Below are 16,666 nucleotides of genomic sequence, written 5' to 3' on the forward strand. Positions count from 1 at the left end.
GCACCGTTCTTCCCGATCAGTTACCGCGAACAGTGTTCATCAGCTTCAGGTGGGTCGTGTACCCACGCAGGCCGACCGGGTGGAACTTGCGCAGGAAGCGCGCGGTTTCGTCGTCGACGTCGGACTGGTCACGAATCCCGTTCCAGACGAGGAAATCGAAGTGGTCCATCACCTGATCGAACTTCAGGATCACGGTCAGTAGGCGCATCGAGAACCGCGAGTACGCTTCGACCTCGATATCGAGCGAGGGCTTCGTCACGGTCGGCGCGAATACCGTCTCGCCGCGCTCGCGCATTTCAGTTTCCGTCCTCTCCCGGAAGCCCTTCGCGACGTCGAGCTGCTCGTTCACGTAGGCTTCGAGTTGGTCGAGTTGTTTCTCGAACCACGTGCTGACTATCCCCTGTTCGCTCGCGCCGTAGGTCGTGCGACCGAACCGCTGCATGTTGATCGACATCCGGTTCAGATACGGCCACCACTGCTCAAACAGCGGCTTCAGGCGCGTATGCTTCATCGTGACCCGAGCGGCCACGACGGCCGCGCCGGACAGTTGCTTGTTCATCAGTTCGCGGCCAATCTCGCGCCGACGCTGGATGATGCCCGCGCGCTGGTCGGGCGGCAGATCGCGGAAAAGCGTGCGCGTGCGCGCCACCTCCTCCAGCTTCTGGTCCGCCTCTGCGGCGCTGATCAGCCCTTCACGCTTCAGGACAGCGGCCGACCGCTCCATCTCGTCGAGCTCGCGCTCGACCTCACCGTCGTCCGCGCCATCCGTCGTCTGCAGACCGTTGCTTACGGCCGGGCCGGCAATCTCAGCGAGGGCGGTGTCGCCTGCGTGCTCGCCAGCCTGGTCAGTTGTCGCGCCCGCCGTAACGGTGCCGACGTGCGCTTCTTCATTGATCGTGCTCATGTGGATCCCTTCTGGTTGAGTAACCGCACGTGCGGCTTGCGTCTATTCTTGCGGGCCCGTGCCGCGATACGCGTCCGAAACGTGAACGATTTCGCGCGGCTTTTGCGGCGGTCGCGCTGCGCTGGGCGAAAAAAAGCCCCCTCCCGGGGAGAGAGGGGGCAAGGCTGAAAGCTCTACGGGGAGTGAGCTTTCCGAGGGCCGTAGACCATGACTCATTGTGACGTGGCCGAATCGTCTAAATCGACCGAAACGTCAGCGATTTCGAAGGGCTTTTTCCGGGGCGCCCCGGCCGCACCGCGCGCAACCGGTTGTGGGGCTTTCTGCAGAAAGCTATACGGAAAACTGGACCTTCCCGGGCTTACTGGTAGGAAGATGCAGCCTTCCAAAGCAGCACACCGAGGCATCCCGCGATCGCCAGCCAATACGGTGCCAGGAGAGGTACCGGGGCGATCAGAACCGTGAACGCCACGCCGAAAACGAGCAGAATCCCGTGCCCGGCCAGATGGAAAGACACCGGACTGACATACCCCGCCGCCGCGGCCCGCACTTTGCGGCGCACGGTCCCGTCGACGAACATCGCGACGCAGAACACGAGCGTTCCGAGCAGCCAGTACTTCATGACGGTGAGTCGATAGATCACGCGGTAAACGAGGCGCCAGAAGTTGTGAACCCAACGACTGCCGAAGTTGGCCACGCCACCGTCCTCGATCTGCGAATCTCGCGTTCGCTCCATCGAGGCCTGCACCAGTCCGGTCTCGACGAAGTAGCGCTTGAACGCTCGATTCGTCGCGTCGATTGTCTCCGCCGTTCGCGCTTCCCCGAGACTGGTCTCCACCGATGCGGCTTCGGCGTCTGGAATCTCAAATAGCGCCGAGTCGGGCGCGGCGGGCATCAGCGCGACCGACAGCAGCGGCACAAAGAAAAACCACATCTTGATGTGCCCAACGAACCGACTACCCGCCATACAAGTCTCCCAGAAGCGTACCGATCAGGTAGATCGGCAGGGCGATCAGACCGAACAGACCAACGTAGAACTGCAGCGGCCGCCGACTGATGAACATCGCCAACGAGTACGCCATTGCGTTGGCACCCTTCTCGAACTCTACGGGCGGGCGCGCCAACGGATCGTCCTGCGCTGCTGCGGTCGTTATCGCCCGACGCACGGTGTGCTCGTCAACCCTGGTCAGCGTCCGAATTAGTAAAGGCGTGAGCGACATCGTATTCCTCGAAGTAGAGTCGGAAGGTTTCTCCCGTTAGCGCACGGGCCGCGAGCTGGAACGCCGCCGATCGCTGGCTGATGTTCTCCGGGCAACGCTCGTCGACCATCTCGGGCACGAGTCGGTGACGCGCCTCGAACGCCGTCACTGGTTCGAACATCGGCGACCACACGTGGAAGCGCTCACCATCGCGCACGACAAAGCGTCGGGCATACAGCATGTGCGCAGAGGCAAACAAGCCCTGCATGAACGCGACATGCGGATCGCCTGTCTTGCGCACGCGCTTGAACGCACTGAGCCCGTCCAGGAACATTTCCTTGACCAACGGCTCCGCCTTCCCGATGAAGTGCTCACCGACGAAGTCCGCCACGCGCGAGCACACGAGCTCCAGTTCAGGGGCGAGGGTGAACACCGGGGTCAGGTGGGAGGACAGTTTGTGCTCGCGAATGATTTTCTTGAAAACGGCAGACATGCTTGGTTGTTTAGCCTGTAAGAATTGGAATGCGTCCCTGGTACACCGCGCCGCCCGAGATCCGCATGAAGTACTGTAGGTTCGGCAGGCTCTGTATTAGGCGAGTCGGGATCAACGGCACCGCCTCTAGCTGCTGCGAGCGCGTCACGGAGCCAGTGAACTCGCCGACATGGCCCTCGCTCGCCTTGCTTGTACTGCTCGAGATGATCAGGTTGCGAATCGCGGTCTCCCCCACCTTCTGCGAGAACCACTCAGCCGTGTCGGTATCCTCCAAGCGTAAGATGATCTGGTTGTTCAGGTTCCCCAAAACCTGCAGCATTTTTGCGGCATTCCCCAGCTTCGCTTCGAGATCGGCCCGCGTCTGGAACGCCACGAATGCCTTGAAGCCGGCGCCTCGGCCCTTGTTCAGGATCTGGATCACCTGCTCGTTGATCGCTTCTGCGATCTCGTCGATGATCAGCACCACTTCGGGCGGTTTGTCGTAGAAGTTGTAGATCGAGCCGCACACTGCCGATACATCGGCCAAGATCATCGATGCAATGGCCTTCGCCACGATGCTGTTCGACAACGAGTCGAGGCCGATGTGGAGCACCGCCTTCTGACGAATGACCTTCTCGATCGTCCAGATCTCGCGTTCGTCCTCGAAATCGTCGACCTTCGGCGCGAGCATCAACCCGGTTTCGCCCGTGGCAAGCATCTGCAGCAGCGGCAGTGCGGACGCGATGATCCGCATGTAGTGCTCGCGATCGTGCACGTGCGTCGCGATCAGCCCGTCGATCGCCTCGTGTCCGCGGTCGTTCGCGCCGAACCGCGCTTGATAGAGCGCGATCATCGCGTCGACGCGCGTGGAACCCGGCTTGTTCGCCATCTTTTGGCTTCCCGCCGCGACCAGCTCCTCCCAGTCGGTCAACCCGCTCTCGATGAAAAAGCGCTTGAGCGCCTTCTCCAGAAGCGGATCGATGCCGAGCTGGGCGTACTTGAGGATAGAGCGCAGGTTCGGCTTGTCGCCGATGTATAGCTCGCCGTTCACCGAGCGGCTGATGAACAGGTACGCGAAATCGCGGAAAGGCCCCTCCTCCATCAGCTGCGCAATGCGGCTCGGAATTTCCGACGGCTGCGACCAGCTATCGAGCGGCTCGAGGCGGATCGACTCGGACGGCTTGGCCTGGTTGAAGTAGAGGAATTTCCGACCGGTTCGCTTCGCCTCCCGCTTCGCGCGCTCCTTCCACTCCTCGTCGTTCTTCGGATCGATATCGATCAGCACGTCGCCGCAATGAATGACCTGCGTCGTGACGACTTCGTACGTGCGCGTCTTTCCGGCACCCGTTGTTCCGCCCACCGCGGTATGCCCACCCATCGCCTTGTAGTGAAACGGCACGTAGCCCTTGTTGGCCTCCAGACCGTGGACCCACGAGACGCCTTGCGGCGTCAGATCGCGGATGCTGTCCTTCGGCGCGAAAAGTTTCTCGACCATCTCCTCGAATGCCCGCCCCGGCTTGGTCTTCGGCAACCACTTCGGCAGCCCGGGGATATCCGTGGTCGGCATCCGCAGGATGTCGTGGGCCATCTGGCAATGCTTCTGCGTCCACTCAAACCCGGTACCCAGATACATCGCGTTGGCCTCGAGCCGCATGCGTGCCTGAATCGTCAGCAACCTCGGCACCGGAAGCGTCGTCAGCCATTTCGTCGACAAACCCATCCGGAACTTGAGCGCGCGCCAGACCTGGCCGGCACGGAAAGCAAGCAGGGCGAGGGCGACAAGCGCGAATACCCACCCATAGGGCATGCCCGAGAGCGGCAGAGCGAGAAGCGCAATGAGCCAGACAAATGCGGCGCGGATCTCAAAGATCGGCCGAAAGTGATTGATATAGCCGTTCACGCGCCGCGCTCCTGAATCAACTCACCGATGCGCGGCGCCAGAGTGACTTCCGCCTGCTCGTTGGCAAGCAGCAGACTCCGTCTCCGCATGTGCTCGATCAGAGTGTCGCTTGCGACGCCGTAGCTGCCGATGGTTCGCTTCGGCAGCGCCAGGCCCTGATCGGTCCAGCGCACCTTGACCTTGCCCCCGGCGACGTCCTGCTGCAGCGCCGAGAAGAAGTCGACGATCATGCGCGGTGCACCCTTCAGTACTTCGTCAAACCGCTTTCCGGTCTGAGCGGCGGTGGCGGGCTCGCTACGGATCTCGACCGGATTGACAGCCGCGGCCGGCGGCGGGAGCTCGAGCGTCATCTGCCGTCCATCCGAACCCTTCTGTCCCGCTTGAATAGTCCGAGCCTGCGCGGTCGACGTCGCGTCGTCGGAAACGGCCGCCGGCAGCTGGGCCTCGCCGGGCGGTGAAGCGACTGCGGCAGCCGACGGTACTGACGCAGGCGCCGCTGGCGCAGAATCAGCCGCCCCCCCGGATGTCTCGGTCTGCGCTGGAGCAGGCGTGAGCGGTTCCACAGTAGGTGCCCCCGCGACCTTCGGCTCGAGCTCCGCTGCAACGTGGATAGCAGCGGGCACGGTAAACGTCACGGGCTCGAAGACCGCTCGCTGGGCCTTCCGGTCGAAATCCGCCGCCGTCGCGACAGCCTGCCGGACGACCTTGTGGGTCAGCGATTCGACACCCATCGGGCTCTGCGTCGGGTTAATTGCACCGAATATCTCTGCCTGCACCTCCGAGTCGAGCCCGGAAAGCAGCTCCGCGCCGACCAGCGCATGCGCCAACATGCCCGTGCGCATGCGCTCAACCGGCAACGGTGTCGCACGCCGCGTCACGCGATAGCTCGCGCCTGCGAGCCACGGCCCGACCGCGCCGTGAACGGACGGGTTCCAGACCTGTCGGTCTCTCGCTCGCTCCACGTCGAAATGACGATACGGCTCGTCCAGTCCCGAGCAGATCGCCGCGAGGAATACGCCGTAGTTGTACTGCGGTTCGATACGTCGGCGCCGCTCCGACGGGAGGTTCGTGGCGAACTTCAATCCGCCCGAAAGCCGCATCGCGTAGAAGGCCGTTTCGACCGTCCAGCGGAACGCGCCCGCCGGCTCTCGGTACAACTCCGGGCTGAAGGGAACAGACGAGAACCAATCCGCACAGCGCCGGATCAGCGACATCCACTTCCGATCGAACTCGGCACGCGACGACTCGTTCGCGCACTGCGCGATGAGATCGATGCGGCGTTCGTTTCGCACCGCAAGCTCCCCTGCCTCGACAGGCTCATAAAGACGCGGCTCAATCATCAGGCCATGCCCTTCGTTGCGAGCTTCGTCAGGCTCTTGAACGCCGCACCGCTTGCGTTAGCGCCGCCACCGAACATCGAGGCAAACTTCGGAATCTCAAAGGAGAGGATCAGGACGAAGATCGACATATCCAGCGCCAGCGACCCCGCGTAGGGCGTCGTCAGCCCCTTCGAGATCGTGTTGCCGAACGCCGTCGCAAGCGTGGTCGTCATCAGGCGCTGAAGAATCGCGGCGACGACCATGTACATGCCCGCACCGATCGTGAAATCGAGCCAGCTCTTGAACCAGCCCCTCGTGAACTCCGACATGCCGAGCGCGAACGCGATCTTTCCCATCACGATCGCGACGGCCATCTGAATTGTCCCGAGCGAGATGTAGAAGAGAAACACCAGTGCGGCAACCATCAGGAACAGCCAGGCAAACAATAGCGGTACGAGGTTGATCAACAACGCGATGTAGTTCCACCAGTGTTCCGCCTTGAACGCTTCAATCACCGCATCGTAGATCGCCCCGGCCGACTTCACCATGGCCATCGGCAATGACTCCGCGCCGGTCCCCGAAACAGCAATCGCCATGTCGTTGAACCACTTGTAGAACCCAGGCGCCCACTTTCCGTAAGCAACGTATACCGCCGCGAAGATGCCCAATATCGCGAGGTCTTCGAACAGACTCTGCCAGGCTGCAATCGGATCCCTGGTCGCGGCGAACCGAAGGGACGCCAGCACGACGGTCGTCACGGACAGCCCGAACGCCATCTTGTTCGAGTCCTTGTCGAGCGCTTTGCTCAGCTCTACCGCGAGATCGATCAGGTCCTTCATTATCTTCGTGATCTCGTCAATCGCAGCAGTGGCACCCTTAGCGACCTCCCCCGTCACGTAGCTCGAGCTCCAGCCCGACGTCATCAGCTGCGACAATCCGTCCGTCATCGCTGCCCTCGCCGCGGTCGGCAGCACGAGCGCCAGAAGGATCAACCCGCATCGGAGCCACGAGCAAAACACGTCGTTCTTCATTGTTGGGTGATTCCATAGGCAGCCCGTTCGGCCTGTTGCTTCGCGATGAACTTCTCCGCATCCCCCGCCTTTTCCTTGTCTTCCTCAGCCTGTTGCGCGTCTTTCTGCGCTTCCTTCTGGGCCTTGGCCGCGTTGAGCTGAAGGATGTCCGCATTCTGGCTCGTCACGATATCGAGGTAGTGCGTCGTGATTTCGGCCGTCGCCTGCTGCGTCGGGGAAAGTGATAACTGCGATTGCAATTCCTGCCGACGCTGCGCCATCTCTTTCGTGTGTTGCATGATGTTCGAACCCATCTGGAAGAGGTTCCGAGCGACCTTGTCGTTCTGCTGAAACAAGGTGTTCATGTCTAAGAACCACTGCGCGTTCGACTTGCCCGACCGGCTGATCAGCCCTTGCACCTGCGTCACCCATTCGCCGCCCTTCTGCAGGTCGCCGTAGAGCCCTTGGAGCGTGCCAACCAGCCCCTTGACCTTGTTGATGTCGCCCGTGATTTGGTCATACGCCGCTCTCCATGCAGCGGGGTTGAGCTTCTGGGCCTGCAACAGTTGGTTCGCCATCATCTGGTACTGATAGAGGATGTTGGTGTTCTGGTAGATCTCGCCCTTGACGGCCTTAGCCGCCGTGACAACGTTCTGCGCGAAGTTCGCAGGATCGAACACCGTCAGCGCGGACGCGTGCTGGGCAACGAACATGGAGACCGCGAAGGCTGCGGCGCGAAGAGTCGGCATGAGTTTCATCGTGGGACCTTTCAGTCGAGGGTTCGATGCGCCGTACCAACTGCGCCCGGCGCCGTGGGTGCGTCGTGCGAGAGTCGCGCCGGCAAAGGGTGCGCGCCGCCCGGCGCCGCCGGGAGACGAGTGAGAGTAGGCGTACCGATGGTGATCGCGTCGATCTCATCGTCCGTGAGCCCAAACACGTCGTAGTAACGGGACTGCTGGGTGAGGTTCGAAATGAGCTTCATGGGGGTTCCTGTCAGTCGAGGGTGGCCATTTCCTGCAGATAGTCTTCACGCCAGGTCGGCGAGCCGCTCGCAAGATGCTTGTCGAGTGTGCGTTGCGCCGCGCCGTCAGCACGCAAGATTGCAAGCGCTTCTTTCGGGAACTTCGCCTGCAGCATCCGCGAGTGGTCCGGCGTGACCCATAGGTAGTCACGATTGGGAACGCCATTGCTGATCATGTCGATCTGGTCGTCGGTCAGCCCGAACACGTCGCGATAGAGGCGTTTGTTGTTGCGCGCGTCGCGGTTCGGCAGGAAGAAGAAGTTCGGAATGTTCTCCTTCATAATTTCGAAATTCGGGACCCGCTCGAGCTGGCTCAGCGACTGCGTCGCCATCACGAGCGTGCCGTTCAGACCGCGGATCGTGACAACCCACATCTCCAGTCGCGCATAGAAGCGCGGGTACCGGAAAAAGAAGCCGCATTCCTCGACCTCGATGATCGTGACTCGCTTGCCATCCAGCCACTGCGAGATGCGGTAGAAGGCGTAATCCATGAACAGCGCGGCGGCAACTGGGTAGCTCTCGAACAGTTCGCCCATCTCGATCGCCAAATCGTCGGAAAGGTTGAACGCGTCTTCGACGTGATCGAAGAACCGGCCGTTCTTCTCGCCCTTGGTCCAGATCTGCAGGCGCTCCCGTAGCTCGAGGGGCAACAGCGTGGTCAAGAACGAAAGTGTCCAGTACTCCGGGCCATAGCCTTGCGCGAGCGTGACGACCCTCTCGTAGATCGTCCGCTGCTGAGTCGGGCTGCAGTGGAAATTCTCTCCTTCACCCTCGATTGCCATCTGGACCCAGTCTGACACGTAGGTGTAGTGCCGGGGATCGGCCAACAGGGAGAGTGGGTTGACCTGCGTCGCGGCCGCGAACTTGCCGGTTGCATCGACGAACTTGCCATCCGCAAACACGGTCGGAATGCGCGTCGACCGGTTTTTGTCGAACTTAATTCGGCGCGGCCGGAAGCGCCCGGTTTGCGAAACGAGAAAATTGAGGAAGATGGTCTTGCCGGCGCCAATAGGGCCGATGATCAGCACGTGCGACTTCCCGCTCGGATCGTGCAACGAAACGCGCTGCAACGTCCGGTGACGGGTCGGCAAGAGTGTCAGCGGCCCGATCTTCTCGCCCAACTGCTGCGTGAGCCATTCGTTGACGTCGCTCCCTTCTGCGACACCTCGCACCGGCGCGATGTCAGAAACAACCGGCGTCTCGACGAACTGCAGCCGCTTCTGTTGGTCCCACCGGCCAGGCAGCGTCGACGCCCATGCCGCGGCGAGATTCCGCTTCTCTACGAGCACACCGAAGCCAGCGTTGCCGATGCGGCCGACGATCTCGCGAGCGTTGTCGTCGCATTCGTCGATCGTGTCCCCATAGACGACTACCGAGATGTTCGCGAAGCCGTACTGCTGGCCGTCCGCGATCAGGCGCGCGAGCGCGTTCTCCGCCTCTTTGGCAAGGATCTCGCGCCCTTGCTCGTTCTCCATGCTTTCCTTCTTCTCGTCCTTCGAGAAAAAGCTCTTCAGGACTTTCACGGGACTGAACGCAGCGACCTTGTAAAACTTGCGCATCTTCTCGATGTACGCCTGCGCCTTGCTGGTAGACAGGAATCGAAACATGACGCACACATCGAACTCGGCGTCAACGTCAGCGAGCACGTCGAGCGCGGCCTCCTGAAAGCCCATCCACTCTTTCACCGCGATGATCTTCGCGTACCGCGTGCCGTAAGCGGACTCGAACATGATGTGCTCGGCACCGTAGGTCACGAAGCTTTCCGTTAGGTGCGTGTCGAGCATCGTCACGGGGTAGCGCACTCGCCGCGGTGGAACGGACGGATTGGCAGTCTGATGAAGGAAGGCGAGCGCGTTCTGCAGTTGGAGTCGCTTCATCTTGAGCCGCGCAACACCACCCTTGAATGCGTCCAGGATCCCTTCAAAGCGCTTGATATCCGAGGCGATTCGCTCCATGTCGAATACGAACGCGCTGCGCGCCAACACCATATCCTTGAGGGTCTCGACCAATGCGATCGGGACCGACTTGCCACCGACCGTGATGTGATAGGCGACCTTTTCGAAGAGCTTGTTGATCCCCGTCTCGGGCGTGTACGCGAGCGCGAGCGAGTGGGTGTTCCGAAAGTACTTTCCGCTCCCCACACTCTTCTGGTTAATCGCGTCTACGCGCTGATCCATCTCCGACGCAAAGCGTCCACCGATCTCACCCCGAACGCGGCGATGCGACATTCGCCACCACGCGGTGATCCGATGATCAAAGTTCTTGCAGGCATGGTCGAGGTTGTCGCGGGCCGCCGAGATCTCGTCAGCGTTTGGACTATCCGCGTCCACGCCTTCGAAGCTGTACAGCGTCAACAGTGACCCGTCCTTGTCAAGAATGACTTCGGGGGTCACCATCGTCGCCCACGGGGCGATTTCCTGAATCGCTCGACGCTTCGGGTTCGTGCTCACAGCGGGAGCTCCTGATCAAATCCATACGGCCGCCGGAATCGGGCGGCGACATCGGCGGTAGGCACTGGCTCGTGCACGTCGGGGTACCGGTTGTAGACCACCAGCACCTCTTTCCACCACGGATCGCTTGACGAAAGCCAACGAAGCACCCAGTGCACCACGATGCCGATGACCAAATAGATCGGCGACATGCTGCTGTAGCAGAGCAGCGCTGTCAGCGTCCCGTTGGCGATGGCAAGGCCGCGATCGGCGCCGCCCATCTGGCGCGGCAACGAAAGCGACCGGCTAACTTTTTTCGGCTCACGCACAGGTGTAGTTGATCTTCAACTGGTTTTTGACGATAGGGATCGCACACGATGCAAGGCCCAAGCCCACAACCACGGTCGAGAGAAACTTCCCGAAGTTGCTCTCGGAGTTCGAAATCATGACCGCGCCAACAATGATCAGGACGATGCCGATCCCGTACAACCAAGGCCCGCTCACGTACGACTGAATCAGACAGACGAGGTTGGCCGCATTGCCCAGATCCCCGAGATCGACCGCCTTCGCGGCCGGCGCAGCAAACGTGAAGATCAATGCGATCAGCGTTGACAGTCGCTGGCCGCGCCCGAACAGATAGCCGGCGGTGTCTTTCGATTTTTTGCGGACCAGCGAACACAACGCTTGAATGTGCTTCTTCATTGGATAAATCCCGTGTAGTTAGAAAACGCGTTTGAGGACGTAGTCCCCGTCTTTGAACCCTTGAATCGCGAGCACCTCCGACACGTACCCACGTGTACCCTCGCGTCGAAGATGGATGACGTAGGAGTAGCAGCTCGATATCGCCATGCGGATATCGGGCAGGTCTCTGTAGTCGTTCAGTACGGAAGCGGCAACCATCACCGCCTCGATGCGGTCCAGAGCGCCACGTGCGCTCGCGCCGGGAATCGACGCCATACCGCCAGATCGGCCGGCGCTATGAGCGCGGACAAACGCGGCGACTTCGCTGTCGCGAATGTCGCCAACGATGAGTCGATCAGGGTACGTTTCGAGAGCCCACTGCACCACGCAGCGCTCGCCGTCCTCCGGAACCCGCCGTACCGTCGCGACATCACCGCCGAGCACTGTCACTGTCCGCGTTTTGTCGATCACGATCACGCGCTCGGAGTGCGGCACGTGCGCGGCGAGCGCGCAGAGAAGTGACGATTTGCCACTCGAGGCATAACCGGTGATCAGCATGTTTGCACCGTGCCGTACGGCATCAGCCAACGTGTCAATGGCGAATTCCCTGTTGGGGGTCGAGGTAGGGCTTGAGGAGTTCATCGATAGATCGACCATTAGAAAACGCGCTCAAGGACGTAATCGCCGTCCCTGAAACCCTTGATCGCGAGCACCTCGGAGACGTGCCGCAGCTCGCCGGAGCGCCGCATGTGGATGACGTAGTGAAAGCAATCGGCGATCGCCTTGCGCATATCGGCGAGCTCCCACCGACTGCCGGGCGGGATGCCGAGCATCGCAAGGCTTTCGAGGCGGCTAAGGCCGCCGCGCGCGTCGTTCGAGTGGATCGAACCCATCCCACCGTCGTGGCCAGTACTGAGCGCCTGGATGAAGTCGTACGCTTCCCCACCGCGCACTTCGCCGACGATGATCCGATCGGGACGGAAGCGCAGGCATAGCGCCACGAGAACCTGCGTCGTCACGCCTTTGTCGGGGTTTGAGAGAAGACGGACACGGTTCGGAAGGTCGACCTTCAGCTCCATCGTGTCTTCGATGGTGATCACACGTTCGTCGACGGGAATGACCTCATTCAACGCGTTCAGGAACGTCGTTTTGCCGCTCGACGTGCCGCCCGCGACGAGGACGTTGGCGCGTTGTTGGATCATCCCGATAAACGCTTCGGCGAGCGTCTCATCAGCAACGGCTGGCGGGAAGATCAGCCGGTCGGCCTCTCTCTTCGCGTGCGCGCGCGAGAACGCGCCCATCCGCGCATAGTCGTTGAGCGACAGCTTGGTCTCCCGGTGCCGGCGAATAGCGAGCGCGTCGCCATCGATCGCTGTCGGTTTCATGACCGTCGCGATCCGGAGATTCTTGTGGCCGCCGTTGATAATTCCCTGTGCCGTGCCAGCTTGCGCCGACTTCTCGACCGAGGCCGCGAGCGAGTGGATGGCACCCGTCAACGTCGCTGGATTGAACTCGACATCGAGGCGACGCATCACGCCCCGCTCCTCAACCCAGATGTTGTTCGCCGAATTGATCATGACTTCGGCGACGTTCGGACTGTCGAGCTGCTCTTTGATGAGCTTCAGCGACTCGAAGAACAGCGCCACTGCGTTCTCTTCGAGGCGCGCGACCTTCAGAAAGGGATTTTCGGCAATTTCAGACATGCAGCTATTGTTCAAGCTGCCACTGCCGCCGATCGCCCGAAAGGATGGCTAAATTGAACAGCTTTCGCGCGCCCGATGAAGAGCGTCGCGACGCCGCCGGCGCGCGGAATCCCGGTCAACCGGTTGAGGTGGCTAACCCGAAATGCTCTCGAAAAACGTATAGCTTTCGCGCCTCCGGAGCCCGGAATCCAGTGACACGCGTTTGCAATGGACGAAAAAAAACCCGGTCGCGAGGACCGGGCGGATTTCAGGAAATGGCGTGCCGTTTCGGCCGCTCAACAAACGACCTCGATCGTCTCGCCGAACGGCGCGCGCCGCGCGCGCTGGAGCGGTGTCGTCGACGCCCAGAGAACAGGGTAAGCCGGCTCTTCGGACGGGAACGTGCCGTCCATGTCGGTCAGGTACACGAGAAACGCGGGTTCGATCTCCTCGGTCTTAATCCGTCGAAACGGATCGGTGAACGACGTGCCGCCTCCGCCCTTCAGCGGCGCCAGCTCGACCGGTTCCCCGCGCTCGAAGACCTGCACCTGCGTGACGCGGTCGTCGCAATCCATCACAATCAACCTGCGCGGGCGAACAGCATCGGCAACCGACAGGATTTCGGCGGCGAACTGCGCCTGCGTTTCGTCCCAGACGGAACCGCTGGCATCGCGCACAAACACCGCCTCGCCCACTGCAGGCTCGCTCAATGAAGGCAAATACATGCCGAGATGCAGGTAACGGCGGTTCGGCTGCGCCCACGTATAGTCGGTCGGCGCCGCGTCCTGTGCAAACCGATGCAGGAGCGAGCGCCAATCGACCACCGCAGCGACTGCCTGCTCGACCGCCGCCTGTAGCGCGCCGCCGAGTTTCCCGCAGGCCTGAGCCGCCTTCGCCGCCTGCAACACGGCCACCTTCCACTCGGCCTCCTTCGCCGCCTTATCGGACCCGGCGTACTGCCGGACCTCCCCGCAAGACGGCGCAGCATCGGCAGCCGAGCCATCCGCTGAATTCGCTGGTTGAGCGCCGGGCGAATTTGACGAAGAGCCCGGCTGTCTTTCCGCTTGCGGCGTGGACGCTTGCTTCCCGCCCGGTTGCTTCGCCGCTTGTCGTTCCTCGTTAAGGCGCGTCCCGTAGATTTCCTCCGCGGACATCCCCTTGAAACGCGCATCGACCAGTCCACCAGGTGGAAGCTGCATGCCGGCGTCGATGACGATCGGATTGATAGCGTAGTCGCCCGCCTCGTTCCAACCACGCGGATCGCGATAGCCTTGCCGCCAACAATGCCCGAGTGCAACGTGCCAGACCTCATGGGCGAGCACACCGCGTATCTGCAGGTCGGTCAGGCCGGCCGCATACACCGGGTTGTAGCCGAGCGATTCGCCGTCCGTCCAGAACGTCTCGCAACTCGGATCCTCTCGGACTTTGAGCCGTAGCGCCAACACTCCAATGAACGGGTGATCGAGCACCAGCGCCGTGCGCTGCTTCGCGATGCGTGGGTCCATGGCGTCCTCATGCTGCGGCGAGGAATGACAGGCGCGTCGCCGACTGATCCGGAACCTGGTCAGTCAGCGGCACCGCCGGCGCGCCGCCCATAAAGGCCGCCATCAGCCCCTCGATCTCGGTCGCCTTGGTGGCAACCTGCGAGCGCAACACACTGGACTCTTTCAACTCCGCGCCGTTGTGCGCGGCGAGGTGCTGTCTCGCCTCCGCGAGGATGTGTGCGAGCTTCGGGTCGTTGCTGAAATTCAGCTTCGGCAGCAAATCGCACAACTCGCGAACGTGATTGGCGACGTCGAGACGGACGTTGCCGGACGCGTATAGGCGGGATGCCATCGTTGAGACGGCCTCGTACAGCCGGCCGACCAGGTCGTTGTTCGCGGTCTGGATCGACGCCATCGCATGCTCGTCGATCTCCGTGCGCAATGTGGTCAGAACATCGCTCGGCAGATCGACCCCGAACTGGCTCGCGTCCGGGAACGGCAGCACGGACAGCTTGACACCGAACTTGCCCTTCAGCTCGCCCAGACTTGGGTAATCCGCCTCGTTATACAGGGAGTTCATTTCCGTCCTCGCTTGCTCCTTCAGGTCGAGATAGTTCGTCAGAAAAATCGACACGGCGAGATCGAACTCGTCCTTCATCACGCGCAGCCGCTCGGCCAGCTCCATGTAGACCATAGTCGGCAGCAGTCGCACGCCCAGCTGGTCGTACTTCAGTGTCCGGCTGTAGTAGTGCGAGCGAATCCGATTGCCGATCGACAGCACTTCGGCATAGCTCGGCGCGTGTTCCGGCAGCAGGCGCTTGTTGAAGCGCCCGATGCCGCGCGCGCGGTGGCTTTTCTCGACCTCCTCGGTGACTTTCCCGTCGTAGCGACGGGCAACCCACGTGGAAATCGTGACGGACGACAGCATGACCTTGGACTGCAGATCGGTAATGTTCATGAAGGGCTCCAGATAGACAGAGAATTTCGAGACGAAAAAAAGCCACGGACCGGAGTCGGCCGTGGCAACAGGGAAAGCACTACAGGGGTTGAAGGCGGTCAGTCGCCGCGGATGATCTTGCCGATCTCGCCACCTTGCGCACGAATAAACGCATGGTGGTTTTGCAGCTCGGGCGTGCGTGCAGTAGCGTCACGGACCAGCAGCGCCGTGAACTCGGGATGGCCAGCGTCAACGAGGCGGTCCGCATAGCGCAGAACCCGCTCGAAGTTCCCATCGCTCGCCTTATGCGCAAGCGCCGCAGTGAGCGCGTACAGAATGCTGGGCTCTTCCGGGATGGCGCCGAGGTCGGGATTCAGGAGAATCGCGTCGACCGATGGCAGCGCCCGATAGATCGCGAGAAAGCTGATCAGCTCGCCGCCAGCACCTTCACCGACCGTCGCGTTGATCGCGTCAGGCAGCAGATCCGCCGGAACCGCGGTCATTGTCCGGGCAAGAAAACCCCATTTCCGGGGGCTTGCCGAAGCAATAATGTCGAGCCTGCTGCGCTCCTCCCAAAGCAGGTTGGGCCTGAAGCGAAGGAACGCGATCAGCTCGGGTGGCACATTCTGCCGAACCGCCCATGTCGTCCAATCGTCCACGGTGGCTTCGAGCTCGACGACCGCCGCAAAACGCGATATCAGCGGATCAAGGATCCCGGTGACGCCGGCGTTGTCACCGCGGCGATTGGTAGCCGCGACGAACGTGACGCAGTCCGGCAGCTGGTGCTCACCGATGCGGCGCGCGAGCAGCAGCTGCATCTTGGCCGCCTGCACCGCCGGCGACGCCTGCCCGAGATCGTCGAAGAACCAGACCAGCGGACGCGTCGCTGACAGCGCGCGCTCGAGATCGCCGAAGGGCAAAAATCGAGCATGCCTGCCGTCGGCCGCCGGGAACGGCAAGCCCTTCGAGTCGGTCGGGTCTTCGACAACCGGGTGGCTGATGAGCAGGTCGTGCCCAGCCGCCTCGGTGGCGGATTCGACGATATCGGATTTGCCAATACCCGGCCGGCCAGTAATCAACAGCGGAAGCCGCTTCGGGATATAAGCGGCAAGCAGCTTGGTAAGGCGTGCGGGAGAGAGTTTCATGGGGTTCCTGAAATGAAAGAGCCCCACGTGATCGCGCCCGACAGGGACGTGACCCTGCGGGGCGATTGAAGATGCCGCGACGCGGCGAGTCGATGCGTCCTAGGACGCCGGTTAATGCTTACGCGCGTGCGCCGAGCAGCGCCGCGGCCTGCTTCGCAGTCAGCGATGATCGCGGGACGCCGGTTGAGCGGCTCACGATCATCACGGCATAGACGTCCGCGAGAACTCGCGCTTCGGCGCAGAGAACGAGCAGTTCGTCGGGTCCGACCGGCGCCGGCGAGCGATTGCGCCACACGTTGATGGCCACTTCGATCTCGGCGATCGAAACGGCATCAGGTGGCAAGGGTGTTGATGTGTCAGGTTGGTTCACGGGTGACCTCGAGAGTGTCGCCCCATGAATGACACCCGGCGGGACGTGATCCCCAGGGGCTGGAAAAGGCCGCATTTCGGCGGATTCGATGCGTCGGTGACGCGGTGTGTCAAGCC

18 protein-coding genes are annotated in these 16,666 nt (G+C 61.8%); all 18 read right to left on the reverse strand.

Annotation, left to right across the window (positions count from 1 at the left end):
- Positions 1 to 16: 16 nt before the first annotated feature.
- The 18 genes from B7P44_RS35125 to B7P44_RS35210 all read right to left on the reverse strand — a co-directional run bounded on the left by B7P44_RS35125 (position 17) and on the right by B7P44_RS35210 (position 16,550).
- Positions 17 to 904 (reverse strand): ATPase, encoded by an 888-nt coding sequence (locus tag B7P44_RS35125; protein WP_084910780.1) that lies wholly within the window; start codon positions 902 to 904, stop codon positions 17 to 19.
- Between the two features lie 358 nt (positions 905 to 1,262).
- Complete coding sequence (locus tag B7P44_RS35130) at positions 1,263 to 1,868, reverse strand: IncC plasmid conjugative DNA transfer DtrJ family protein (protein WP_084910782.1); 606 nt, start codon at positions 1,866 to 1,868, stop codon at positions 1,263 to 1,265.
- The gene (locus B7P44_RS35135) at positions 1,858 to 2,121 is read right to left on the reverse strand and encodes a hypothetical protein (RefSeq protein ID WP_084910784.1); all 264 of its coding nucleotides are present in this window, start codon (positions 2,119 to 2,121) and stop codon (positions 1,858 to 1,860) included. The genes B7P44_RS35130 and B7P44_RS35135 overlap by 11 nt, the downstream gene beginning before the upstream one ends.
- Positions 2,078 to 2,593 carry a hypothetical protein gene (locus tag B7P44_RS35140; protein WP_084910786.1) on the reverse strand — a complete coding sequence of 172 codons (516 nt, stop codon included), beginning with the start codon at positions 2,591 to 2,593 and terminating at the stop codon, positions 2,078 to 2,080. The genes B7P44_RS35135 and B7P44_RS35140 overlap by 44 nt, the downstream gene beginning before the upstream one ends.
- A gap of 10 nt (positions 2,594 to 2,603) precedes the next feature.
- A complete protein-coding gene (gene traD / locus B7P44_RS35145) occupies positions 2,604 to 4,472 on the reverse strand; it encodes a conjugative transfer system coupling protein TraD (protein WP_084910788.1) in 1,869 nt (622 codons plus the stop codon).
- Positions 4,469 to 5,812, reverse strand: coding sequence for a TraI domain-containing protein (locus B7P44_RS35150; RefSeq protein ID WP_084910790.1), 1,344 nt, complete (start codon positions 5,810 to 5,812; stop codon positions 4,469 to 4,471). The genes traD and B7P44_RS35150 overlap by 4 nt, the downstream gene beginning before the upstream one ends.
- Positions 5,812 to 6,822, reverse strand: a complete 1,011-nt coding sequence (locus tag B7P44_RS35155) for a type IV secretion system protein (RefSeq protein ID WP_084910793.1) — start codon at positions 6,820 to 6,822, stop codon at positions 5,812 to 5,814. The genes B7P44_RS35150 and B7P44_RS35155 overlap by 1 nt, the downstream gene beginning before the upstream one ends.
- On the reverse strand, positions 6,819 to 7,559 hold the full coding sequence (locus B7P44_RS35160; protein ID WP_084910795.1) for a type VI secretion protein: 741 nt from the start codon (positions 7,557 to 7,559) through the stop codon (positions 6,819 to 6,821). The genes B7P44_RS35155 and B7P44_RS35160 overlap by 4 nt, the downstream gene beginning before the upstream one ends.
- Before the next feature lie 11 nt (positions 7,560 to 7,570).
- Entirely contained in the window at positions 7,571 to 7,783 is a 213-nt protein-coding gene (locus tag B7P44_RS35165; protein WP_084910797.1) for a hypothetical protein, read from the reverse strand.
- An 11-nt stretch (positions 7,784 to 7,794) separates the two neighbouring features.
- Positions 7,795 to 10,272, reverse strand: a complete 2,478-nt coding sequence (locus B7P44_RS35170) for a VirB4 family type IV secretion system protein (protein WP_084910799.1) — start codon at positions 10,270 to 10,272, stop codon at positions 7,795 to 7,797.
- On the reverse strand, positions 10,269 to 10,532 hold the full coding sequence (locus B7P44_RS35175) for a VirB3 family type IV secretion system protein (RefSeq protein WP_059724287.1): 264 nt from the start codon (positions 10,530 to 10,532) through the stop codon (positions 10,269 to 10,271). The genes B7P44_RS35170 and B7P44_RS35175 overlap by 4 nt, the downstream gene beginning before the upstream one ends.
- A 40-nt stretch (positions 10,533 to 10,572) precedes the next feature.
- Positions 10,573 to 10,953 carry a TrbC/VirB2 family protein gene (locus B7P44_RS35180; RefSeq protein ID WP_084910801.1) on the reverse strand — a complete coding sequence of 127 codons (381 nt, stop codon included), beginning with the start codon at positions 10,951 to 10,953 and terminating at the stop codon, positions 10,573 to 10,575.
- 18 nt (positions 10,954 to 10,971) lie between these two features.
- Positions 10,972 to 11,574, reverse strand: coding sequence for an ATPase, T2SS/T4P/T4SS family (locus B7P44_RS35185; RefSeq protein ID WP_157721150.1), 603 nt, complete (start codon positions 11,572 to 11,574; stop codon positions 10,972 to 10,974).
- A 14-nt stretch (positions 11,575 to 11,588) separates the two neighbouring features.
- Positions 11,589 to 12,635, reverse strand: coding sequence for a TadA family conjugal transfer-associated ATPase (locus B7P44_RS35190; protein ID WP_084910805.1), 1,047 nt, complete (start codon positions 12,633 to 12,635; stop codon positions 11,589 to 11,591).
- A gap of 275 nt (positions 12,636 to 12,910) precedes the next feature.
- Positions 12,911 to 14,119 carry a vWA domain-containing protein gene (locus B7P44_RS35195; protein ID WP_084910807.1) on the reverse strand — a complete coding sequence of 403 codons (1,209 nt, stop codon included), beginning with the start codon at positions 14,117 to 14,119 and terminating at the stop codon, positions 12,911 to 12,913.
- Positions 14,120 to 14,126: 7 nt separating this feature from the next.
- Complete coding sequence (locus tag B7P44_RS35200; protein WP_084910809.1) at positions 14,127 to 15,056, reverse strand: hypothetical protein; 930 nt, start codon at positions 15,054 to 15,056, stop codon at positions 14,127 to 14,129.
- Positions 15,057 to 15,154: 98 nt separating this feature from the next.
- Entirely contained in the window at positions 15,155 to 16,180 is a 1,026-nt protein-coding gene (locus tag B7P44_RS35205; protein WP_084910811.1) for an ATP-binding protein, read from the reverse strand.
- 118 nt (positions 16,181 to 16,298) lie between these two features.
- Positions 16,299 to 16,550 (reverse strand): DUF3717 domain-containing protein, encoded by a 252-nt coding sequence (locus tag B7P44_RS35210; RefSeq protein ID WP_084910813.1) that lies wholly within the window; start codon positions 16,548 to 16,550, stop codon positions 16,299 to 16,301.
- Positions 16,551 to 16,666: the final 116 nt, after the last annotated feature.

It is taken from the genome of Burkholderia ubonensis subsp. mesacidophila (assembly GCF_002097715.1).
In the GTDB taxonomy this organism is placed as follows: Bacteria; Pseudomonadota; Gammaproteobacteria; order Burkholderiales; family Burkholderiaceae; genus Burkholderia; species Burkholderia mesacidophila.

Bases quoted from the DNA above. Each gene is read 5' to 3' on its own strand.
- B7P44_RS35190 (WP_084910805.1), bottom strand. From the start codon at position 12,635: ATGTCTGAAATTGCCGAAAATCCCTTTCTGAAGGTCGCGCGCCTCGAA.
- B7P44_RS35180 (WP_084910801.1), bottom strand. From the start codon at position 10,953: ATGAAGAAGCACATTCAAGCGTTGTGTTCGCTGGTCCGCAAAAAATCG.
- B7P44_RS35165 (WP_084910797.1), bottom strand. From the start codon at position 7,783: ATGAAGCTCATTTCGAACCTCACCCAGCAGTCCCGTTACTACGACGTG.
- B7P44_RS35205 (WP_084910811.1), bottom strand. From the start codon at position 16,180: ATGAAACTCTCTCCCGCACGCCTTACCAAGCTGCTTGCCGCTTATATC.
- B7P44_RS35160 (WP_084910795.1), bottom strand. From the start codon at position 7,559: ATGAAACTCATGCCGACTCTTCGCGCCGCAGCCTTCGCGGTCTCCATG.
- B7P44_RS35140 (WP_084910786.1), bottom strand. From the start codon at position 2,593: ATGTCTGCCGTTTTCAAGAAAATCATTCGCGAGCACAAACTGTCCTCC.
- B7P44_RS35155 (WP_084910793.1), bottom strand. From the start codon at position 6,822: ATGAAGAACGACGTGTTTTGCTCGTGGCTCCGATGCGGGTTGATCCTT.
- B7P44_RS35200 (WP_084910809.1), bottom strand. From the start codon at position 15,056: ATGAACATTACCGATCTGCAGTCCAAGGTCATGCTGTCGTCCGTCACG.
- B7P44_RS35185 (WP_157721150.1), bottom strand. From the start codon at position 11,574: ATGAACTCCTCAAGCCCTACCTCGACCCCCAACAGGGAATTCGCCATT.
- B7P44_RS35130 (WP_084910782.1), bottom strand. From the start codon at position 1,868: ATGGCGGGTAGTCGGTTCGTTGGGCACATCAAGATGTGGTTTTTCTTT.
- B7P44_RS35175 (WP_059724287.1), bottom strand. From the start codon at position 10,532: ATGGGCGGCGCCGATCGCGGCCTTGCCATCGCCAACGGGACGCTGACA.
- B7P44_RS35150 (WP_084910790.1), bottom strand. From the start codon at position 5,812: ATGATTGAGCCGCGTCTTTATGAGCCTGTCGAGGCAGGGGAGCTTGCG.
- B7P44_RS35135 (WP_084910784.1), bottom strand. From the start codon at position 2,121: ATGTCGCTCACGCCTTTACTAATTCGGACGCTGACCAGGGTTGACGAG.
- B7P44_RS35125 (WP_084910780.1), bottom strand. From the start codon at position 904: ATGAGCACGATCAATGAAGAAGCGCACGTCGGCACCGTTACGGCGGGC.
- B7P44_RS35195 (WP_084910807.1), bottom strand. From the start codon at position 14,119: ATGGACCCACGCATCGCGAAGCAGCGCACGGCGCTGGTGCTCGATCAC.